The sequence below is a fragment of the Maridesulfovibrio bastinii DSM 16055 genome (genome assembly GCF_000429985.1).
Taxonomy (GTDB): domain Bacteria; phylum Desulfobacterota; class Desulfovibrionia; order Desulfovibrionales; family Desulfovibrionaceae; genus Maridesulfovibrio; species Maridesulfovibrio bastinii.
In genome coordinates this window covers 1-20,397 of record NZ_AUCX01000029.1, presented here as the reverse complement: position 1 = coordinate 20,397, position 20,397 = coordinate 1, and the positions used below count along the sequence as shown (strand labels likewise).

General features: G+C 43.8%; 23 protein-coding genes. 9 read left to right on the top strand and 14 right to left on the bottom strand.

Features of this window, described 5'->3' with window-relative positions:
- Positions 1-19: 19 nt before the first annotated feature.
- Entirely contained in the window at positions 20-310 is a 291-nt protein-coding gene (locus tag G496_RS0113515) for an integration host factor subunit alpha (protein ID WP_027179748.1), read from the top strand.
- A gap of 265 nt (positions 311-575) precedes the next feature.
- Here the strand turns inward: G496_RS0113515 and G496_RS19790 are convergent, their stop codons facing one another.
- The 4 genes from G496_RS19790 to G496_RS19785 all read right to left on the bottom strand — a co-directional run bounded on the left by G496_RS19790 (position 576) and on the right by G496_RS19785 (position 5,657).
- Positions 576-1,436, bottom strand: coding sequence for a septal ring lytic transglycosylase RlpA family protein (locus G496_RS19790; protein WP_034633324.1), 861 nt, complete (start codon positions 1,434-1,436; stop codon positions 576-578).
- Between the two features lie 435 nt (positions 1,437-1,871).
- Positions 1,872-2,357 carry a LysM peptidoglycan-binding domain-containing protein gene (locus G496_RS0113505; RefSeq protein WP_027179747.1) on the bottom strand — a complete coding sequence of 162 codons (486 nt, stop codon included), beginning with the start codon at positions 2,355-2,357 and terminating at the stop codon, positions 1,872-1,874.
- Between the two features lie 59 nt (positions 2,358-2,416).
- Complete coding sequence (locus G496_RS0113500; RefSeq protein WP_027179746.1) at positions 2,417-3,187, bottom strand: hypothetical protein; 771 nt, start codon at positions 3,185-3,187, stop codon at positions 2,417-2,419.
- 25 nt (positions 3,188-3,212) lie between these two features.
- A complete protein-coding gene (locus G496_RS19785; RefSeq protein ID WP_051295055.1) occupies positions 3,213-5,657 on the bottom strand; it encodes an ATP-binding protein in 2,445 nt (814 codons plus the stop codon).
- Between the two features lie 311 nt (positions 5,658-5,968).
- Here G496_RS19785 and G496_RS0113490 point away from each other — a divergent pair, with 311 nt between their 5' ends.
- The 5 genes from G496_RS0113490 to G496_RS0113470 all read left to right on the top strand — a co-directional run bounded on the left by G496_RS0113490 (position 5,969) and on the right by G496_RS0113470 (position 8,729).
- Complete coding sequence (locus G496_RS0113490) at positions 5,969-6,244, top strand: AtpZ/AtpI family protein (protein ID WP_027179745.1); 276 nt, start codon at positions 5,969-5,971, stop codon at positions 6,242-6,244.
- Positions 6,222-6,662, top strand: coding sequence for an ATP synthase subunit I (locus G496_RS0113485; protein ID WP_027179744.1), 441 nt, complete (start codon positions 6,222-6,224; stop codon positions 6,660-6,662). The genes G496_RS0113490 and G496_RS0113485 overlap by 23 nt, the downstream gene beginning before the upstream one ends.
- 5 nt (positions 6,663-6,667) lie before the next feature.
- Entirely contained in the window at positions 6,668-7,354 is a 687-nt protein-coding gene (gene atpB, locus G496_RS0113480) for a F0F1 ATP synthase subunit A (RefSeq protein WP_027179743.1), read from the top strand.
- A gap of 77 nt (positions 7,355-7,431) precedes the next feature.
- Positions 7,432-7,752, top strand: coding sequence for an ATP synthase F0 subunit C (gene atpE / locus G496_RS0113475; RefSeq protein WP_027179742.1), 321 nt, complete (start codon positions 7,432-7,434; stop codon positions 7,750-7,752).
- Between the two features lie 326 nt (positions 7,753-8,078).
- A complete protein-coding gene (locus tag G496_RS0113470; RefSeq protein WP_342665383.1) occupies positions 8,079-8,729 on the top strand; it encodes a redox-sensing transcriptional repressor Rex in 651 nt (216 codons plus the stop codon).
- A gap of 86 nt (positions 8,730-8,815) precedes the next feature.
- Here the strand turns inward: G496_RS0113470 and G496_RS0113465 are convergent, their stop codons facing one another.
- From G496_RS0113465 to G496_RS0113445, 5 genes are all read right to left on the bottom strand, one after another.
- Positions 8,816-10,285 (bottom strand): sigma-54-dependent transcriptional regulator, encoded by a 1,470-nt coding sequence (locus G496_RS0113465; RefSeq protein WP_027179740.1) that lies wholly within the window; start codon positions 10,283-10,285, stop codon positions 8,816-8,818.
- A gap of 296 nt (positions 10,286-10,581) precedes the next feature.
- Positions 10,582-11,643, bottom strand: a complete 1,062-nt coding sequence (locus G496_RS0113460) for a glycosyltransferase family 9 protein (RefSeq protein ID WP_027179739.1) — start codon at positions 11,641-11,643, stop codon at positions 10,582-10,584.
- A gap of 192 nt (positions 11,644-11,835) precedes the next feature.
- Positions 11,836-12,582, bottom strand: a complete 747-nt coding sequence (locus G496_RS0113455) for a purine nucleoside phosphorylase YfiH/LACC1 family protein (protein WP_027179738.1) — start codon at positions 12,580-12,582, stop codon at positions 11,836-11,838.
- Complete coding sequence (locus G496_RS0113450; protein WP_027179737.1) at positions 12,570-13,145, bottom strand: 5-formyltetrahydrofolate cyclo-ligase; 576 nt, start codon at positions 13,143-13,145, stop codon at positions 12,570-12,572. Before G496_RS0113450 ends, G496_RS0113455 begins: the two co-directional genes overlap by 13 nt.
- A gap of 32 nt (positions 13,146-13,177) precedes the next feature.
- A complete protein-coding gene (locus tag G496_RS0113445) occupies positions 13,178-13,813 on the bottom strand; it encodes a LysE family translocator (RefSeq protein WP_027179736.1) in 636 nt (211 codons plus the stop codon).
- Positions 13,814-14,074: 261 nt separating this feature from the next.
- On the opposite strand from G496_RS0113445, the gene G496_RS0113440 reads away from it, so the two are divergent.
- From G496_RS0113440 to G496_RS0113430, 3 genes are read left to right on the top strand one after another with little or no spacing between them, the layout of a single operon-like run.
- A complete protein-coding gene (locus tag G496_RS0113440; RefSeq protein WP_027179735.1) occupies positions 14,075-14,746 on the top strand; it encodes a metallophosphoesterase family protein in 672 nt (223 codons plus the stop codon).
- Between the two features lie 6 nt (positions 14,747-14,752).
- Positions 14,753-15,223, top strand: coding sequence for a 23S rRNA (pseudouridine(1915)-N(3))-methyltransferase RlmH (locus tag G496_RS0113435; protein WP_027179734.1), 471 nt, complete (start codon positions 14,753-14,755; stop codon positions 15,221-15,223).
- Positions 15,224-15,241: 18 nt separating this feature from the next.
- Positions 15,242-15,463 carry a hypothetical protein gene (locus G496_RS0113430; RefSeq protein ID WP_027179733.1) on the top strand — a complete coding sequence of 74 codons (222 nt, stop codon included), beginning with the start codon at positions 15,242-15,244 and terminating at the stop codon, positions 15,461-15,463.
- Here G496_RS0113430 and rsmG read toward each other — a convergent pair.
- From rsmG to hflK, 5 genes are all read right to left on the bottom strand, one after another.
- Complete coding sequence (rsmG, locus tag G496_RS0113425; protein ID WP_156900659.1) at positions 15,430-16,119, bottom strand: 16S rRNA (guanine(527)-N(7))-methyltransferase RsmG; 690 nt, start codon at positions 16,117-16,119, stop codon at positions 15,430-15,432. The genes G496_RS0113430 and rsmG overlap by 34 nt on opposite strands.
- Positions 16,120-16,346: 227 nt before the next feature.
- A complete protein-coding gene (locus G496_RS0113420; protein ID WP_245577934.1) occupies positions 16,347-16,889 on the bottom strand; it encodes a peptidylprolyl isomerase in 543 nt (180 codons plus the stop codon).
- A 124-nt stretch (positions 16,890-17,013) separates the two neighbouring features.
- Positions 17,014-18,132 carry a UDP-galactopyranose mutase gene (gene glf, locus G496_RS0113415; RefSeq protein ID WP_027179730.1) on the bottom strand — a complete coding sequence of 373 codons (1,119 nt, stop codon included), beginning with the start codon at positions 18,130-18,132 and terminating at the stop codon, positions 17,014-17,016.
- Between the two features lie 67 nt (positions 18,133-18,199).
- A complete protein-coding gene (gene hflC, locus G496_RS0113410; RefSeq protein WP_027179729.1) occupies positions 18,200-19,051 on the bottom strand; it encodes a protease modulator HflC in 852 nt (283 codons plus the stop codon).
- 11 nt (positions 19,052-19,062) lie between these two features.
- Positions 19,063-20,133 (bottom strand): FtsH protease activity modulator HflK, encoded by a 1,071-nt coding sequence (gene hflK, locus G496_RS0113405; RefSeq protein ID WP_027179728.1) that lies wholly within the window; start codon positions 20,131-20,133, stop codon positions 19,063-19,065.
- Positions 20,134-20,397: the final 264 nt, after the last annotated feature.

Here is a 20,397-nt window from a genome sequence, read left to right as displayed (position 1 = left end):
GGACAACGGAGGACCGTCAATGGCTAACCAAACTCTCACTAAAGCTAGCGTTGTTGACTACATCTACGAAAAAACTGACAAAAACCGCGCTGAAATCAAAGAACTGGTTGAAACCATTCTTGACATTATGAAAGAGTCCATCAAAAAGGACCATGCCATGCTCGTCAGCGGTTTTGGTAAGTTTGAAGCTTACGACAAGAATGCCAGAAAGGGACGCAATCCCCAGACAAATGAAACAATCACCCTGCCTGCACGCAAGGTTGTTGTCTTCAGGCTTTCCCGCAAGTTTCGCTCAGAATTGAACGGCTGAAAAGCCCTGTAATTCTGTTTGATCTGATATCGGGAAAACCGCTGCCTGTAATTACCTGAAAGGTAAAGAGATGGTTGCGGCATTGAGATGCCGTGCCTGAAATCACAGTCGGATTTTACCTGCCTAGGATTATTCACGCCCTGTCACTTGGTGGCAGGGCGTTATTTTATGCTTTGTTGGGGGAGTTTTACAATTTAACCGCATACAAAAAAGCCGCTCCGGATTAAACCGGAACGGCCTTATAATTCAATCTGACAGCTCAGCATCAATCAGCGATAATAAATCCTTCGGGATACTGAGTTCTTATTTTCTGCAAAGCTTCTTCGGCTGAATCCAAAGACAGGAAATACCCGGCCTGAACCCTGAAAAACTCAACCTCATTTACTATTACATTTTCAAGACGCGACTGCGAATATCCGTCTTTTAACAGATAATTCTTTATCGCCTCAGCTCTGAGTTTATCAGTAAAAGCTCCAACCTGAATGTAATAATGTTCCTGAGCGGTTGAAGTCTCAGTTATGACAACATCCTGTGAAGTATGTGAAGCTTTTTCAAGCATCTGTTCTGCTTCTGCCGGGGCAGCATCCTTACCGACTTCTTCCGCTAAAACAGGCTCGATATTCATATCATCCACAACACTGAGGTTGACCGGAGTAAGGCCTTTATTGACAATACCAAGCTTCTGGGCTGCGGCATAGGAAAGATCTATAATTCTTTTATCAGGGTCGGCAAACGGTCCTCGGTCGTTGACACGAACAACAACACTGCGACCGCTTTCAACGTCTCTGACCTTTAGCACAGTTCCCATGGGCAGAGTTCTATGAGCAGCTGTCATGGCATGCATATCGTAAATTTCACCATTTGCCGTTAATTTACCGTGGAAATCGTCACCGTACCATGAAGCAAGGCCCTGACCGTGATAGCCTTTTGACGAAGCATGCGGATAATAAGTTATTCCATTAACCGTATACGGTTTAATCTTAAGTATAGGTTTTGAAACTTCAGGCTTATCTGAACTGTATTGTTTGTAATGTGGTGCAGGTGGTGTTGAATGTATCACTTTCTTGGCACAACCTACAGCGAACAGCATTAATATTGCTGTTATGACCGCTAATGATCTAGTCATAAGACTCCTCCGATTTACACTCGTTTGATGAGGACAATTAACCAAAGGCAATCCTTTGTCAAAAGCAATTACCTTACAGCAAACGAATTAACTTTCTGATAATTATATTTAAAAAAATCCAAAGCAGATACTGAATACTCTTTTCAGTATTTCAAAACAATATACAAAAAAAATGCAACAATATTTCATGCTGATTAGATACTGCTTCGGGACTTTTTGTTTCCTGAAAAAGAGTTCCCCCACATCCACGTTGTTCTGCTCTTTATAGAATTCTAATTATATTATTATCGAAAATACTTTAATGCAGAGCCGCTGAATAACAAAAAAGGGCAGAATCAAAGCATATAATATACGCTTTGCTTCTGCCCTGATGCAATCTGTATTATCAGGCTTTAAGCAGGCCTGCCCAGATAAGTGCTGTTCTACATCCGAATCTTAGAGATAGCCTAAAGCGGCTTTCATTTCTGCAGGGATGTATACGTCCTGACCTGGCTCGAGAGATTTCCATGCTGCACCGGCGGATTTGCGAGCTTCTTTAACATCATCGAGACTGAAACCGTCACGAGGAATGCTGAAGGTCTGGCCGGGGTAAATCATGTCAGGGTTTTTGATCATATCTCTGTTGGCTTTATAAATAAGGGGCCACATAAAAGGATCATTGTAAACCTGCTGATACTCGGCAATCCACCAGAGGCATTCGCCTTTGGCTACGGTGTGAGTTGTAGGCAGACTTTTGTATTCAGATTCATAAATTTCCATCGGGGAAGGTGGAACAGGCTTTTCAGCCGGCTCAACTTTTGCGGCGGGAACTTCTGTTTCCTCAACCACAACAACATCTTCCTGCTGCGAGACCGGCTTTTTGGCACAACCCCAGGCGAACAGCAGAGAACAGGCAATGGCAAGCCAAAGCATTCTTTTCATTTTAAAAGGCCTCCTAAAATAGTTGGATCATTCTTTCGGGTACCCGCAAAGATTAATGTCTATACATTAAATCTTTTTACCCAGTTATCAACTATTTCTTTCTCTTGCAATACTACAGCATTTTTTTCATCAATTTTACAGGCAAGGTCCGATGCTTTGACGGCTTCTTCAACCCACCCGCCTTTACGCAGACTTCTTGATGCAAGAATATACATCATTTCAATATGATCGCCGTATATTGTTTTCAACAGATCATCATATTCATTCCTGAAAACAGCCCGTACAAGCTCTTCCTGAGAAAAAAACAGACGACCCATAAGTTCATTGTCACAATGTTCTTTCAGATAAATCGGAAGCAGCTGGCGCGATCTGGCGGTTATAAACCTGACCCTGTCAATTTCACGCTGCATACTTTCTTCCGTCTGCTCAACCACCTGAACAAATTCTTCACCAATGGAAGCTTCAGGAAGACTTCGGTCCCTTTCCCGCAATGTGCTGAACAAAGGGGCATAGTTCAGATTCTGATAGGCATCTTCACGAAGCTTGAAAATTTCGTGAAAAATATAACCTATACCCCAGTCTAAAAATCTTCCGACAAGAGGATCATTGGGGTCATTTCTGAAAAGATGGTGCGAAGTATCTTTAAGTCTCCAGAGCATTCCTTTAGTCATTTGAGATCCTAAAAGATCATTCAGAACCTCAAAGCTGACACTGCGCTCCCGGTCAAAAACCTCAAACTGCTCTTCCAGTATTTTGGTGGACTGACAAAAATCCCTGAACATGTCTCTGACAAATTCCGGCATCTTGGCTCTTATCCATGATTTGGACATATCCTGTATCCTGTTCCTGATTTTTTTAGGAAGTCTTTCTGGACCTGTATCTTCTATCCGGGCCGTTCTCTGCTTCGCGGGCTATACGTGCAAATTCGGCAAGCCTGTCATCGACCCTGCGATAAAGAGTCCCGGTCGGATATTTACCTGTTTTAGCACTTTTTCTGCCAACCTTCATCCCTGTAAGCAGAGTCAGAGCTTCTTCAATGGTTTTTACCGGATAAATGTGAAAATCACCACGGTCAACGGCACTTACAACTTCCGGACGCAACATGAGATTAACCGTATTATCAGCAGGAATCAAAACGCCCTGCCCTTCGGTAAGCCCCCTGCGGCGGCAGACCTCATAAAAACCTTCTATTTTGCGGTTAACTCCGCCAACAGCCATAACAGCACCACTCTGGCTTACGGCTCCGGTAAAGGCAAATCTGAAGCTGATCGGAATATCGGCAACAGCGGATATTAATGCGGCCAGTTCCGCTCCGGAAGCGGAATCACCCTCGATACCGGCATAACTCTGCTCAAAACAGAGACTGCCGGTCATGACCAGCGGCTTATTCTGGGCAAAAAGTCTCAGCAGATAATTTTTGATAATCATCATGCCCTTGGTATGAATGGGTCCGCCCATATTGGCTTCCCGCTCCAGATCAAGAATTCCGCCATGCCCGACTCCTACAGAGCAGGATATCTGATGGGGAAGGCCGAATTCATAATCCCCGAACATTGTCACCGAAAGACCGTTTGCCCGGCCGATACCTTCTCCTGAAGTTTCAACCTTTATAACTTCGCGGTCATATTCGGTCATGAATTCGTCTTCATACAGATTGGCTCTGAAATCGCGCATATCAAGAGCTTCACGCAATGTCTGCGCATCTACAATTTTCTTTCCGGCCAGACCGGCAAGGGCAGAAGCCTCAACCATACACTCTTTTATAATAGGAAAACGGAGTGAAAGTTTTTTCTGGTCTTCCATTACCCTGCCGGAATAATCAACAAGACCGGCCAGAGCCTGCCTGTCGAAAGGCAGCATCCCGCATCCTGAGGCAATAATACCTATAACATCCAGAAATCTGCGGACATTGGCGGCCGTTCTGTCAACAGAAACCTGCATGTGGGCCTTTAATTTAAAATATTTTCCAAACCTTTCATCGTTATAAAGCAACAGCTCATAAGTTTCCTCAGACCCGATAAGAATAACGGTGAGATCAAGAGGAACCGGTTCAGGTTCTATTGTTTTAGTTCTGGTATGTTCACTCTCACCGGGATCTTCGATTCTGGCTCTCCCAGTACGCAAAGCCCGAAGCAGACCTTCCCACGAGGCGGGATTGGTCAGAACATCGTCGGCGTAAAGAATCAGGTAGCCATGATTGGCTCTGTGCAGAGAACCTGCTTTTATAAGCGTAAAATCAGTATAAAGTGCGCCAAGCTCGGATTCTCTTTCAATACTACCAAGAAGATTAAAAGATGTCGGATGGTCTTCTACAACTACAGGAGCACCTTTCACGGAACTGTTGTCCACAAGAAGATTCACATCAAATCTGGCAAACAGGTCGTCCAAAGGAGATGATTCCTGAGCAGAGAGAGGCAGAAGCGGATTCGGAGCCGGATTCTGCTTGCCCATGAACAGATCAATATTATCGAGCAGTTCCTCTTCAAGGGACTCAAGGTAACTTATTATTTTATCCTGCCCTGCAAAGTCACTCAGCAACGGACCAAGATGTTTTTTCAGAAATTCTCTGGCGGAATCCTGATGCAGTTTTCGTTCATCACTGCGAAACCCTTCTTCAGTCTTATTTATCTTACGGAGAACAACAGTAATCTCTGCCAGAAGGTCATCAGCAGTATTTCTAAGCTGCTTGCGCAAGGCCGGATCAACCCGCTCGAATTCCTCATCGTTTAAAATTCGCCCTTCAATAAGCGGAAGCAGAGTCAGGCCGCCACCATCGTCAACCTCAAGGCTGAAACCTTTTGAAGTCGCCATCTCATCCATGCGTGAAAAAAGCTCATCACGCTCATCCTGAAAACTGCGGGAAATACGCTCATGGGCTTTTACATGGTTATCCCGCTCAAACCATGAGGGCAATTTGTCCCTTATTGCGGAAACAGCATCACCAAGTGAATTTTTAAAAACTTTTCCTTCCCCGGCAGGGAGGGATACGGCTATAGGGCGATCGGCATCATCAAAATTATGCAGATAAAGCCAGTCCGGAGGGGTCTGCTGCTTTGCCGCCCGCACGGTGAAATATTCTTTAACAAAATAGCTTCTTCCAAGATTCGGTTCGCCGGAAAGATAAACATTATGCTTTGTTCCGCTTATGGCCAGAGCCATTTTAAAAGCCTGCAGGGCTCTTGGCTGAAAGCGGTCATAGGAGTCATGTGAAAATTTAAGTCCCCTGCTGTCATCAGCCGGTACTTTTTCAGGGGCCATACGGGCACTGAGCTTTTCAGGTCCGAGTTCTTTTACTGGCATGGTCTGGTATAAATCCTTGCTTGGTTATAATTGTTACGAAAAACAAGTCCTCGATAACTACTTTAAGGATTTGTAGCCTACTTGTCACCGCTGCAAAAGGGCAAAAAACACATAACCGCCATCATAAAGTAAATCAGACTGTTGCAGTACGTCCCATGTTTTATTTTTTAAAGTCTTTTTTATGATGTTACTTTAAAGATTCCATTGACTCATATTCTTTGTGTGTGCTAGACGAAGATCACTTGTGAATGATTGCGCAAAGTATTTTTTGCGTGACAAACCAGAATTGATCGAACGGATCAGGTGGCTGGATGATTCCTTTCAAAGGAAATAAAGAAGTGCTTGACTTGGTCGGCAACGCAGCGACGGTCGGGTTGCACTTGGTCTGCGCCACCTTCATCGGGATGGCCTTTGGCTGGTATCTCGATGAGAAGCTTGGGACAAAGCCTTGGCTTCTGTTGGTTTTCCTGTGTATTGGAATTGCGGCAGGCTTCAAGAATGTTTACGAAGAAGCTAAACGCATACAGCGAAGTCAGGGGAATGACTCGCGGGACAATAACGCCGATGAAAACAAACCAGAAGATTGAATCATTCCTCCGCAGGAGAGGCTTCACCCATCCGGACATCCGTTGCCTTGTACGGAACCAGCTGTACCTGGCTTTAGGGGCTTGTGTTTTTGCAGTAATGGCCACCGGGTCAGCCCAATGGACTAATATCCTGACCCCATGGGCAATGGCTTTTGCCGCCGGAACGCTCCTGATTTCCATCAATTTCTGGTCGCTGGCTAAATTCGGTCAGCATCTGGTGTATATGCGCAAGGGCGCAGTTACGTCCTTGCTTATTCGCTTTTACTTAAGGCTTATTCTTACCGGTGTGGCTCTTTACGGTCTGATTGCATACTGCAACCTGCCAATAGTAGCCATCCTTGCAGGACTCAGCACGGTAGTAGTGAATGCGATATTTTGGGGCGTAGCCGGACTACGGCAAAAAGTGAAGGAGGCATAAGGATCATGGCTGGTGCATTACCACATCCACTTTTGTTCATGACTGAGCTCAATGACATACTGGGAACTCACATTCCCAACCATGTTCTTTATACTTGGGCTGCCATGGGCATTCTGTTCATTTGCGGTTCACTCGTATACAGAAATCTCAGTCTCGTTCCTGGAGGTATACAAAACCTCTTTGAGATAATAATCGGGGGACTTGAAGATTTTGTTGTCAGCAATATAGGTGAAGGCGGACGTAAAGTCTTTCCCTTCATGTGTACTCTGTTTGTTTTTATTCTTACTATGAACCTCATGGGTCTTGTACCTGGTTGCGACGCTCCTACTGCGAACGTCAACACAAACGCAGCAATGGCTGTATGTGTTTTCCTTTATTACAACTACATAGGTATCAAAATTCACGGGGCTGGTTACATCAAACATTTTATGGGTCCGGTTCCATTTCTGGTCCCTTTGATGCTGCCTATCGAACTGGTTTCACATCTCGCCCGTCCGCTTTCGCTTACTCTGCGTCTGTTCGGTAACATCCGCGGTGAAGAAATCGTTCTGGTGCTGCTCTTCATGCTGGCACCTGTTTTCTCAACCCTGCCCATGTACTTCCTGTTCATGCTGGCAAAGGTTATTCAGGCCTTCATTTTCTTCATGCTTACCATGATTTATCTGAAAGGCTCTCTCGAACACGCTCATTAGAATCAGGGTTGTGTTCCTAACTTTGGGGAAATGGTCATACGACCGCTTATATAACTTACATTTTGGAGGATTTTACAATGCGTAAAGCTCTGCTTATCGTTCTGAACACCATGGCTCTCGTACTTGCTGCCGGTGCTGCTTTTGCAGGCGTTGATCCGGTTGTTGCTTCTTCTACCGCTACTGCTACCGCTATCGGTATGGCTATTGCTGCTGCAGGTTGTGGTATTGGTCAGGGTCTCGGCCTGAAGGCTGCTTGTGAAGGCACCGCTCGTAACCCTGAAGCTGGTGGTAAAATCACCGTTACTCTTATTCTTGGTCTGGCATTCGTAGAATCTCTGGCCATTTACGCTCTTGTTGTTAACCTCATCCTTCTCTTCGCTAACCCCCTGGTTGGCTAATTAAGGATTTGGAGTTTTTTATAAAAGGAGGCCTGACGGCCTCCTTTTTTTTCAATACACTTGTTATTTTTTTCACATAAAAATCAACAAGTTATAATAGCAAATAAAGTCTATAAAAAAGATCAGTATAATTGACTGTATAGATATATTTTTAAAAGTCTGCTCTGGATAATTTCAGCAAATCTGGTATAATAGTAATCGTGGCAGAGAGAGAGGTAGTACTTCTTTTCACATCCTTATGAACTTGACACTGAGCTTAGGTTCTGACAAAGCCACTTTTCTTCCAGTGTTAGTTTTTAAAAAAAGGGTCGGATTAACAAATTAAAATCGACCGAGATGGACAGAAAGTGAAAACCCAGAATATCCCAAAGGCAACTATCAAAAGGCTTGCCGTCTACATTCAGGTACTTACAGACCTCATGAGAGACGGAGTTGAGGTCATCTCCTCTGAAAAACTTGCCAAGGCCTGTTCAGTAAACCCTTCACAGATCAGAAAGGATCTGGCCTACTTCGGTGAATTTGGTGTCCGTGGCGTCGGATATTATGTTCATGAACTGATTTCTTCAATCAAGCAGTCATTAGGAGTAGACAGAGTTTGGGGTTGTGCGCTGGTAGGCGTCGGCAACCTTGGTCGCGCATTGTTGCGGCACAAAGAATTTGCACTTAGAGGCTTTTCAATCAGAGCGGCTTTTGACTGCGACCCATACAAAATTGGTGAAATAGTTTCCGGTCTGGAAGTAGTCTGCACAAGGCAGTTAAAAGGCCGTGTAGATGAACTTGGACTTGAAATAGGAATTATCACCACTCCACCTGAAAGAGCCCAGAGAGCTGCAAACTATCTGGTAGAGGGTGGCATCAAGGGTATAGTCAATTTCGCACATTCACGTATTCAGGTTCCAAAAACTGTGCCTGTAGAATACGTTGACTTTACCCATCATTTCTATTCGGTTGCGTTCAAAATTAATTCCGCTGATTAGATTATAGCCCTATTTATCTCTTCATATCAGCCCGTTCTGTATCAACTACAGATTTCGGGTCGATATGTTGTAGCCTTTTTACCCGCTTAAAATTTTTTCTTAATTCCGTACTTTCTTAAAAGCGCATACAATCTTGAAGCTGAAAGGCCTGAATACTTAGCAGCCTTATTCATATTACCATCAACGGATTCCAGAAGATTTTTAAGATAACTTTGTTCTGCTTTGGAAATAAATTCTTCGCGAAAATCCTTAAGAGTTGGAATATCGTCCTGAAAAACAGGATCACAGACAGTTGCAACAAACTTTTTAGAGCACTCACTGGTGCGAGGCTTAGTACCTGAACCGGGTATGACTCTAAAAACAGGTCTGTTCTTCTGAGCTTCGTGTACGGAAACCTGAGCAGCGGTAATTCTTAATCTGACCGGAAGATGGATTGGCAGAAACTCTGAAGCTTCAACATTAGAAGTAAAAACCTGATCAAGGACATTAAAAAGCTCTCTTACATTTCCCGGCCAGCTATAAGCATAAAGGGCATTAATAAAATCATCTGAAACTTCTTTAGGTGGTATTCCGAAATCAGCAGCAAGCTTATTCAGGTAATATTTTGCCAGCCTTTTTAGGTCATCTCCCCTCTGTCTTAACGATGGAAGCTCAATAACGAAGCCTTGCAATCTATACAATAAATCCTGTCTGAAGCGTCCGGCCTGAACAAGAGCCTCAAGATCTCTGTTCGTCGCTGCAACCAGCCTGAAATCACTTTGCAACTCTTCGGTTCCACCTACAGGACGAAATGTATGCTCCTGAATCACCCTCAGAAAAGTCTTTTGCATGGCAAGTGGAAGTTCACCAACTTCATCTAGAAAAAGGGTACCGCCATCAGCTTCTGCAACAAGTCCTGTCTTTGCCTTGTCAGCACTTGTGAAAGCTCCCCGCTCATGACCGAAGAGTGTACTTTCAACAAGAGTTGATGGAATAGCTGCACAATCTACAACAACAAACGGACCTGTCCTGCGGTCACTGTTATCATGCACTGCTCTTGCAAAAAGCTCTTTACCCGTGCCTGTTTCACCGAGAAAAAGCACACCAACAAGGCTCTCTGCCGCTTTGGCTGCCTGATCCATGCAACGCATAATTGGTTTGGAATTTCCGACAATATTATGGTGTGCAAGTTTAGGATTTGAAGCGTTCTTCTCAGTTCTGAACTGCAATACACGGCGCATATGCAGCAGATACTGTTCAGAGCTTGCCGGCTTGCTCACATAATCCCAGACACCGCTGGTAATGGCCAGTTCAGCACCTTCAACATCGCCTTTGCCGGTAATGATTATAATTTCTGGAGCATTGGTAAGCGTATGAATTTCAGGAATGGCATCAAGACCATTACCATCAGGGAGAACAACATCCAGAAAGACAACATCATATCTTTCCTCACGGAGCATGCACAATCCCTGCTTGAGGCTTGTCGCATAATCTCCGCTATGCCCGAGGTGTACAGCAAGAGTTACCAGCAGTTCGCAAAGATCGGCATCATCATCGACTATCAGTACATTTGCCATATTTAAGCTATTGAACTCTCTTTGATTTAAAAACTGGTTAATTCATTCTCTAAAAAATCTTACACACCTCTAAATATCAGGCAAGTTATTTCCAATAAAAAAGTCATAAAAACACACAAATAGTGTTGAAATATTTTTTGATCTAATCAGACAACAAAATAAATTTACAACATTAATAGTATAAATATTTTAAACCCGGATAAAGATTAGAATCACTTCACACTGTTTAAATGAGACATTGAAATAATTTTTCCATACTAAGGAAACAATTGAACTCATTACGAAGTGCTGAGAGCTCAGGATTTTTTATTTTCTGATAACTCAAGCATTCTCAATGCTTCAGGAAGGACATCTTCCGGCTTCAAATCATTAAGGCAGGACAGATCACCTCTGGCACATTTTTCAGAACCACATGGATGACAATCAAGGCCGGGAGTCACAACTTCACAATGTTTTTCATCTGGAAAAGTCCAGGAGCTGTTTGATGATCCCGGAGTCACTAAAGAAGGAGTATCAACACCCACAGCAAAATGACGCGGAGCTGAACAGTTACCGATATGAAGCACAGCTCTTTCTATCAGCGCAGCCATTTCCCGTAAGTTCCCATGCTTATCCAGCATAACACATTTGTTGCCGATTCCAGCCGAGGCCATAACTTCCAAAGCAACATCTTTTTCACCCGGACCATAAATCAGATAGAACCTGATATCAGGGCGCTTCTGCGAAATAAGCTTCAGGAGTTCTCCAAAATATTTTGCCGGCCACCTTCTGGTATATCTTCTATGCGCAGCATCAACAGTTATTACAGGCTCATTTTCAGAAACTCCAAGACTCTCCAGAATCTCACGGCCTCTGTCCCGCTCTGCCTCGCTGACATAGATCATAGGCTTTTCGCCATGCCATTCAATCCCGAGAGGGCTTAGTTCTCCAGCCTTGAATCCTCCGGCATAACCGTCTGCCGGCCTTGGCCCCCAGTTTGTATACAAAAACCTGTTATACCATGGCGGAGTATAGGAAAGTTTCACCGGAGCATTGCTGAACAACACAACCCACCGACAACGTGGAAGCTGCTGGAAATCAACAATAAGGTCATACCCTGAACGGCCCACCTTTCTATAAAACATCAAGGCCTTAAAAGGATTTGACAGTTCTTTTTTATTTATAGCCCAGACTTTTGAAACGTCCGGATTATTATCAAACACTTCCGCGCACTTAGACTCTGTGAGTACATCAATCTCGGCAAAGGGAAATTTTCTGTGGAGTAAAATTATTGAAGGTGTTGATAATACAACATCTCCTATCTGCCGAAGCTGACAGACCAAAATACGCTTTGGAGTAATCTTTGTAATGTCACGCATGATGAAAATCGCTTACACACCGCCTGCAGATTTGCCAAGCAGAAGATTTTAAATTCTATAAACCGGATCGTTAATAAATTTATTGCAGGAAAGCTGGAAGAACAGATTTATTTGGGCATAAAAATTTCTATTGTAGAAAAATAAAATCCTGAGAGATGCAATTATCCGCAATCTCTCAGGATAAATTTTTAATTAACGCTTCCAGATTATAGACATCTGTCTGCCGGTGTCTTTTGCCCTGCGATAAGAAAAAAATGTTTCTTTCATTGCATAGGTGCACAGATCCAGCGAATAAATATTCTTACGCTTTAGTCCGGCTGCAACCAGCTGATGTCTTGTCAGTTTCCAAAGATCAACTGTTTTGCTCTGCTGGTCATAGTATTTTTCAAATCCGGGACCGAAGTCATCCTCAAAATTGATAAATTCAGCAAAAGCAGGACTAAGACTAGGCCCGCGAACAGCCATCAGTTCATGGGGTTCAACCCCGTAATGTTCGCAGATTTCCTTAACCCCTGAGGTTGGAAAAGCCATGCTGTTCCCTCTCCAGCCGTTGTGTAGCGCTGCAACAAACCCGGCACCGCTATGGGCCAGAAGAATTGGCTGGCAGTCAGCTGTTTTGATCACCAGTCCCAGACCTTTTCTGGATGTGGCAAGACCATCTCCCTCTTCTGTTCCTTTGTCTTCAGGAAGGGCTGAGTCCGGTTCAAAAACAATATTACTGCCATGCACCTGCCGGCATTCTTTCCATGAGCTTATACCCAGAGCAGCAGCCAGAGCCGTTCTATTAGCCCTCACATCAAAAGCATCAGCCCCGGTTTCGTAGGATAGATCACCTTTATCATAAGGAGCCTTACAGGCTCCGCTTACTCTGGTGGAAAAGGCACAATAAATATCCTCCAAACCAGGAAAAGAAAAAGGAATATAATTTATCTGGGCCATATGGTCTCCCCTTCAGTGCATAAAGCATGCACCGGCTTGTCCCAGTTCTCTACAGGGACCGATTCAATTATCTGAAAATCATAGCATACGCCGACTATCAGGCATGTAGCAATCTCCGGGCGGGATAAAAAGCGGTCATAATATCCTCCGCCGAACCCTATTCTAAAGCCATGCCTGTCAAAACCGACTCCCGGAACAATAATGATATCAGGTGACACATACTGTGGGAACTCACAGCTGCTGCGGTCAGGTTCCTTGATAGAATAAGCTCCGTCTACAAGGTCACTTTCAGCCCTGACTATACCTATATCCATCTCTCCGGGACTATCAGACCTACAGCAGGGAAGAAGGACTCTGGCACCGCGTTCCCAAAGAGACCGTGCCAGCGGCCTTACATCAACCTCGTTTCTCACCGGCCAGTATAGCAAAACTTCTGCGGCTTCAGCCCATGCTTTTAATTTTTTTACAGAATTGACAACAGATTCACTTTTATCAAAAGCCTGCTGACTGCTAAGCCCGGCTCTTTCACATAGGAGTTTTTTTCTAAGCTTCTCTTTGTTCATACCGGCAGTTCTTTAATCAAAATCATTTTTTATCAGCGTTCCATAGCTGCAAGCCGAACTCCCAGAGCAATGAGAATTCCACCAAGAGCTCTGTCCAACCAGACCCTCAGCTTACGGCTTTCACGCAGCTTTCCGGTCATCCGGTCTCCAGCAAAAATCAGAAACGGCTCAACAAAAGCTGCAGTTACAATAATCAATGTTCCATGAAAAAGGAGCTGCGCCCAGACAGGTCCGGCTCCCTGCACAACAAACTGAGGCAGAAAAGCCAGAAAAAAAGTTGCGACCTTGGGATTTAAAAGGTCAATGAAAACACCCTGCTTGAAAACAGAACTAAAACTATCTTCAGAGCTGTCCTTATCGATAAGAAGGTGACCTCCATCTGAAAAAACAGCTTTTATTCCAAGCCAGCAGAGATACGTCACACCGACCCATTTAACGATGCTGAAAGCTGTTGCAGATGCGGCAACGATGGCAGAAAGACCTAAAGCGGCAAAGAGTACATGCCCGAAAGCGCCGGTCCATATACCAAGCATTGCTGCGGTTCCATTACGTTTTCCGCCTTTAACCGTATGACTTAAAATAAAAACCAGATCCGGTCCCGGCGATATGTTCAGTAAAAAAGCTGCGAGCAAAAACGTGGACCAATGAGCAAGGTCATAATTAAACATAATATTACTCCTGCTGAAATCTCTTACCATTAACAATAAAATAAGATTTCACGTTAAAACATCTGCATTGTCAACAAAACATCCAATGCTTCACAGGCTGTCCGAGTTGGCTTTGCGAGACTGTTTTGTTAAGGATTACCCATAAACTGGAATTTAAAACATCTATATTCCTGTAAGATGCGGGATATTAAATATTAAGACAGTTTTTTAATTATTATCTTTTAAACTTCAACTTTTACAAATGTTGCGGGAGTAAACAGGATGGGAGAAACACCAAAATTCTGGATTGCATTCGGGGACATTCATCAAAGTGCAGCGCTGGTCTCCAGAATACCTGAAATAGATCAGGCCGAAGGAATAATTATTACCGGTGACCTTACCAACCTTTCACCTGACGGGGCTGTTGAAAAAGTATGGGAAACCGTAGCGTCAGCAAATCCTAACATCCTTGCACAGCGCGGAAATATGGACAGGGAGAATGTTAATTCTTTTCTGGATGGTAAAAATGCCAATCTCCATTGTTCTGTCCATGAAATTTTTCCCGGAATAAAGCTCATGGGAGTAGGATGTTCCATGACGACTCCATTTGCTACTCCCGGTGAAGTCAGCGACAGCCAGCTGGCGCAATGGCTCGATGAAACATACGCAACAGCTGGTGATTATAAACAACTGGTGCTGGCGGTACATGACACTCCTAAAGACTCCAAGCTTGATGTCATAAACGGCGGAGCACATGTGGGCAGTGCAGCCATAAGAGCTTTTATCGAGAAAGTGCAGCCTTCCGTAGTTATCTGCGGACATATCCATGAGGCTTCAGGAACCGACTATATAGGTAACAGCAAAATAATTAATCCCGGAATGCTTTCAGAAGGCGGTTATGTCCTCCTCACTGAAACAGACGGAAACATAGAAGCAACTCTGAAAAAGGTTTAACTGCTTATGAGCATGATCAGGTTTATCTGGGTGGGAAAACTGAAAGAACCGTTTTTTCGCGACGCCGCAGCACACTATGCTAAAAAATTGGGAAGATTCCATAAGATTGAGGAAATTATAATCAAAGACGCTCCGGGAAAACTTCCTCCTGAAGAGAAATCACTTCGCGAAGGGAAAGCCATACTGGAAAAACTCGGCCCCCGTGATATGCCTATCTGCCTTGACGAAAAGGGCAAAGAAATGACCTCGGTCCAACTTTCAAAACAGCTTAGAAAATGGACTGAAGAGCCTAATCTGACACCATGTTTCATTATAGGTGGACCATTCGGGCTTTCTGAAGAAATAAAACAGGCCGCCAGATTTAAAATCTCGCTCAGTAAAATGACCCTGCCGCATGAACTTGCCAGAACCGTTCTGCTTGAGCAATTATACAGGGCTGCTTCGATTCTGATCGGATCACCGTACCATCACGTTTAAAATACTAAGGGATTAAAAATGATTGATTTGGAATATCTTAATAAAATTGAAGAATTTATTGCTTCCGGTGATCTTAAATTTGAATTTGATAACGGTACAGAAGAAAAACGATATGAGATTCTGGATTTTCTTGAAAAACTGATGGATCTCGGTGAGCTTGCCGATGAAAACGCTACAAAACTTATCTTCAAAGAAGGCATGCTCGATCAGATGGCCGGCATGGCTGACCAGAAAAAATGAGTTTTCATTCCTGAATCATAATGCATGGATGTTTCAAGCTCAAACCCGTGCTCAATAAGCTTTTTTGCTGAAGGTGCAGGATCGTTAGAAAGTACAACTATCCTGCCTTCACTTGAAAGCATGGGCTTTACAAAATCAAGCAGTTCAGGCCAGGGCATAAAAGCCCTGCTCACAATAACATCTGCGGGAAGCATGTTTTCGTCCAGATTCTCAGCTCGCCCGTTAAATACGCTTGTTCTTGGCAGCCCCATAGCATTCAGGGCCGTTCTCATGAAAATAGATCTTTTCTGTCTGGATTCAACAAGCACATATTCACCATTCTGCCAGACACAGCGCAAGGGGATTCCCGGAAGCCCGGCTCCTGCGCCAAGATCAAGAACAAGTGGCTCATCCGGAATATCAAGATCGTTCAGAAAGTCAGCAAGGTAAAGACTGTCCACTATCAGAGTTGAAAAAATTTCCTGCCATTTTTTCGGTCCGACAAGATTCATGGATTTATTCCATTTCACAAGCAGAGCTATATAAATGGCCAGCACACGGGCCTGATCCACTTCCGCCTGAAATCCTGAATCAAGTGAGATATCCCCACTAAGCTCGCGACCGGATTTACGCGCTGCCACAACAACATCACGGGCAGTGACTAAATTTTCCACCATTTAAAATCCCCTGAAAAGGTGTATGTGAACGTCTTTGTTCATTTTCGCTGATAAAATTGAGACTACCGGCGAAAACATCCTCAAAATAACCCCGTATGCAGGATAACTGTTATGCCGCCACGGCACAACAAGAAAGGCTTTCCCCCTGTAAAAAGAGGAAAGCCCTTTTAAAGCTTACGGATTAACAGCAATTAGGCATGCCTTGCCTTGGCAGTTAAATCGAGTAACTATTTTTTAAGCTCTTCTACTTTCATTATGATGACCGGCTTAACAGGTACATCATTGTAAGGGCCCTTTGTGAAGGTGACAACCTTAGAGATTTTATCAACCACGGATTTACCGCCGATAACCTTGCCGAATACGGCATATCCCCAACCCTGACGGGTCTCTGACTTAAAATTCAAAGCAACATTGTCAGCTACGTTAATAAAAAACTGATCTGTTGCTGAGTTTGGATCACTGGTGCGGGCCATGGCAATGGTATATTTATCGTTATAAAGACCGTTGCGAGCCTCATTTTTAATCGGAGCGTAGGTATCTTTTCCTCTCATATTACGATCCATGTTGCCGCCCTGAATCATGAAATCTTTGATTACGCGATGAAAAATAGTTCCATCATAGTGTCCTTCGTTAACGTAACGCAGAAAATTTTCCACAGTTACAGGAGCTTTATCCTTATCAAGCTCAAGCACGATGGGGCCATCAGATGTAGTCATCTTAACATAAACTTTGGACGAAAGGTCAGCACTGGCAACCGAAGCACAAAGCATAAGGATGCCAAGAACTGTTACAGCCATTAATAATTGTATCTTTTTAGTCATTTTTAATCCTCCGGTCATTATTCTAAAAAAAGCCATTACCAAAATAGAAACCAACGGGCAATGAGCATATCAATCATAACCCGTCGCACAGCTCCAGAGCCGCAAGCACGGCCTTATCCATATCATAATATTTATACATGCCCAGTCTTCCGGCAAAAAAGACTCTTTCAGTCTTTGCAGCTTCCTGACGGTATAATTCCAGCATCCTTCGGTCATCATCGGTATTTACCGGATAATATGGTTCATCTCCGCAATGCCATTCAACTGAATATTCACGGCATATCAGAGTCTTGCCAGTTTCAATAGACCTTTCCGGATGCAGGTGCCGCCACTCATGAATACGGGTATACGGAACATCTATATCGGCAAAATTCATAACCGAAGTTCCCTGATAATCCGGTACACCAAGAACCTCGGACTCAAAGCGCAGAGAACGCCATCCCAGCTCTCCGAATTTAAAATCAAAATATCTGTCTAGAGGGCCTGTGTAAAAGATACGGCATGTAGCAGCTAAAGATTCCTTGATATCAAAAAAATTTTTCCCAAGCTGAACCTCAATCAACTCATGGTCGAGCATTTTATCAAACAGGCGCTCATAGCCGTCTATAGGGATTCCCTGATAGGGATCTGTAAAATAATCGCACTCATGAGTATGCCTAAAAGGAAGCCTGCTTATAATTTCCGCCGGAAGATTTTTAGGATCGGTTCCCCACTGTTTGAGGGTATAACCTTTGACGAATGCTTCATAAAGCTCCCGCCCTATTAGGCTTACAGCCTTTTCTTCCAGATTTTCAGGGTTGCTGATATTTTCTGCAGCACTTTTAGCCTTTATAAATTCTGCAACATCACAAGGTCTGAGCTGCAATCCGAAATATAGATTTATTGTCTGCAAATTTACCGGCATATGATAAGTCCGGCCCTGATAGGTTGTCAGCACCTTATGACGGTATGAATTAAATGAGCTGAATCTGTTTATGAAATCCCAAACTCTTTTTGAAGCGGTATGAAAAATATGTGTGCCATAACAATGATATTCTATACCTGTCTCACTATCGACAGAGCTGTGGCAGTTGCCGCCGATATGATCACGCACGTCAATCACAGTGACCTTCTGCCCTGAATCTTCGGCAATCCTGCGGGCTATGGTCGCACCTGTAATTCCTGCCCCGACAACAAGGTTTGGAGTATTCACTAAAATTCCCCCTTATTAACGACAAAAGCCCGGCAGAATTACCTGCCGGGCTTTATAAGAATGCATTCTATTTAAAGTATTTAAGGTATCGATTATCCTGTGACATAATCACATTGGTATCTTTCTTAAATCCTTTTTCATAAGCTTCAAGAGACTTTTTGAACTCATAGAACTTAGGATCGACTCCGTAAGCTTCTCCATAAATTCTGGTTGCATTCGCATCACCTTCACCACGAAGTATTGCAGACTTACGATTGGCTTCGGCAATGAGAATTGCTCTGTCTTTATCTGCTCTGGCTGTGATTCTGGATGCAGCTTCACGTCCTTCCGAACGGTACTGTTTGGCCATCCTTTCACGTTCAGCCCTCATACGGCCGTAAATTGCACGGGCATTTTCAGGGGGCAGGTCTGTCCGCTTGATGCGAACATCTACAACCTTAATTCCGTATGATTCAACCAGAGAGTCAGACTTCTTGGTCACTTCTTCCATTATCTGGGCGCGATCTGAGGAAACCAGCTCGTTCAATGTATAGCGACCAATTGCGACACGCATTTCAGCATAAATAATATCATCAAGTCGTGCCTGAGCTCTAGGGACGGAGCGAACCGTGCGGTAGAACTGCAAAGGATCGTCAATACGCCATCTGGAGAAGTTATCCACGACCATATTTTTCTTATCTTCTGTCAGGACTTCTGCCGGACGGGCATCATATTCCTGAAGCCTTGAATCAAAGAAAATAACATTTTGTATAAAAGGCAGTTTAAAATGCAGTCCGGGTTTCAAAGGGCCGGCCTTGGGTTTACCAAGCTGCAGCACAATTGCTCTTTCGGTCTGATCAACTATAAACGCACTTTGAGAAATCCCCAGGATAATTAATACTATGATTGCAGCCAGGGGAGCGGAACTTTTATTAAACATTTCACTTCCCCCTATTTCTTAGCGGATTTTTTTTCGAGTCCGGGAAACTTTGCACCGTCGAGTGAGAGCAGCGGCAAAGCCTTATTCATAGCATCATCCGAAAGTATGGTCTTGCGGACCCCCGGTCTGGAGAGGATATTCTCCATAGTCTCAAGGTAGAGCCTTTTAACCGTTACGTCCTTGGCTTTTACATACTCTTTGTAGACAGACATGAATCTGGCGGCATCACCTTCTGCCGTGCGTATTTTAGTCTGTTTATAGGCCTCGGCCTGATTAAGAATAACAGCAGCCTGACCACGGGCCTTAGGAAGAATATCGTTACGATATGCTTCTGCTTCATTTATGAAGCGGCTCTTATCTTCACGGGCACTGGCGACGTCTTTAAAGACGTCCACAACCTCGTTCGGCGGATGAACGTTCTGCAATTGCACGGCAAGAACATTTACCCCGACTTTATAACTATCTAAAATACTCTGGATCAGATCACGGGTCTGATTCTGGATCATAAGCTTACCAGTGGTAAGAGCCAGCTCGATTCTGGTTTTACCGATAACCTCACGCATGGCCGCTTCGGCAGCATCCTGAACAGCCCTTTCCTGATTGCTGACATTAAACAGATAATTCACAGGATCTTTAATTTTATACTGCACAATAAACTGAACATCGACGATGTTCTCATCCCCTGTGAGCATTAAAGATTCTTCAGGAACATTGCGGGATTTGCCCTGAGTGAACGACCGTGAGGAACCGTAGGACCGAAAGCCTATTTCAAGCCTGCGGACTGTTGTCACCTTGGGTCTGAGAACCGCTTCTATTGGAACCGGAAGGTGATAATGAGGTCCCGGCTGAGTGGTTGTCAGATATTTTCCAAAACGCGTGACGACACCGACTTCGTCAGGCTCGACAATATAGATTCCGGACAGAAGCCACAGGATAATGAGTCCGAGAAAAATAAATTTTCCCCCCGGAAGCCCTGTCCCACGAAATTTTTTAAAAGTTTTATTGATATCATCCATACCCGGAGGCTTGCTCCCGGTGTTCCTCTGCCGTTGTTGCGATAATTTATCCCAATCCCAGTTCATGACAAATTGATAGGCGAGAAAAGGTATGCAGGTCAAGAAAGATCACAACTTACAAACAAATAAAGGTAAAAAAGTCACAACACGGTTCCCGCAAAAAACCAGTCTTAAACTTATCTATTTGCAATATTTGAATTACTTATATTTTAAACTCATGAACAATTATTTTTAAAAGATTAATACTTGATATCTAAGATAAGAGTGTGGCAATTAAAGCTAGTCAACATTGTAAATTATATCAATTTTAAACTGATAACTACAAATTAT

Coding starts and splice junctions, on each gene's coding strand:
- G496_RS0113515 (WP_027179748.1), top strand. CDS start 20: ATGGCTAACCAAACTCTCACTAAAGCTAGCGTTGTTGACTACATCTAC.
- G496_RS19790 (WP_034633324.1), bottom strand. CDS start 1,436: ATGACTAGATCATTAGCGGTCATAACAGCAATATTAATGCTGTTCGCT.
- G496_RS0113505 (WP_027179747.1), bottom strand. CDS start 2,357: ATGAAAAGAATGCTTTGGCTTGCCATTGCCTGTTCTCTGCTGTTCGCC.
- G496_RS0113500 (WP_027179746.1), bottom strand. CDS start 3,187: ATGTCCAAATCATGGATAAGAGCCAAGATGCCGGAATTTGTCAGAGAC.
- G496_RS19785 (WP_051295055.1), bottom strand. CDS start 5,657: ATGCCAGTAAAAGAACTCGGACCTGAAAAGCTCAGTGCCCGTATGGCC.
- G496_RS0113490 (WP_027179745.1), top strand. CDS start 5,969: ATGATTCCTTTCAAAGGAAATAAAGAAGTGCTTGACTTGGTCGGCAAC.
- G496_RS0113485 (WP_027179744.1), top strand. CDS start 6,222: ATGAAAACAAACCAGAAGATTGAATCATTCCTCCGCAGGAGAGGCTTC.
- atpB (WP_027179743.1), top strand. CDS start 6,668: ATGGCTGGTGCATTACCACATCCACTTTTGTTCATGACTGAGCTCAAT.
- atpE (WP_027179742.1), top strand. CDS start 7,432: ATGCGTAAAGCTCTGCTTATCGTTCTGAACACCATGGCTCTCGTACTT.
- G496_RS0113465 (WP_027179740.1), bottom strand. CDS start 10,285: ATGGCAAATGTACTGATAGTCGATGATGATGCCGATCTTTGCGAACTG.
- G496_RS0113460 (WP_027179739.1), bottom strand. CDS start 11,643: ATGCGTGACATTACAAAGATTACTCCAAAGCGTATTTTGGTCTGTCAG.
- G496_RS0113455 (WP_027179738.1), bottom strand. CDS start 12,582: ATGGCCCAGATAAATTATATTCCTTTTTCTTTTCCTGGTTTGGAGGAT.
- G496_RS0113450 (WP_027179737.1), bottom strand. CDS start 13,145: ATGAACAAAGAGAAGCTTAGAAAAAAACTCCTATGTGAAAGAGCCGGG.
- G496_RS0113445 (WP_027179736.1), bottom strand. CDS start 13,813: ATGTTTAATTATGACCTTGCTCATTGGTCCACGTTTTTGCTCGCAGCT.
- G496_RS0113440 (WP_027179735.1), top strand. CDS start 14,075: ATGGGAGAAACACCAAAATTCTGGATTGCATTCGGGGACATTCATCAA.
- G496_RS0113435 (WP_027179734.1), top strand. CDS start 14,753: ATGAGCATGATCAGGTTTATCTGGGTGGGAAAACTGAAAGAACCGTTT.
- G496_RS0113430 (WP_027179733.1), top strand. CDS start 15,242: ATGATTGATTTGGAATATCTTAATAAAATTGAAGAATTTATTGCTTCC.
- rsmG (WP_156900659.1), bottom strand. CDS start 16,119: ATGGTGGAAAATTTAGTCACTGCCCGTGATGTTGTTGTGGCAGCGCGT.
- G496_RS0113420 (WP_245577934.1), bottom strand. CDS start 16,889: ATGCTTTGTGCTTCGGTTGCCAGTGCTGACCTTTCGTCCAAAGTTTAT.
- hflC (WP_027179729.1), bottom strand. CDS start 19,051: ATGTTTAATAAAAGTTCCGCTCCCCTGGCTGCAATCATAGTATTAATT.
- hflK (WP_027179728.1), bottom strand. CDS start 20,133: ATGAACTGGGATTGGGATAAATTATCGCAACAACGGCAGAGGAACACC.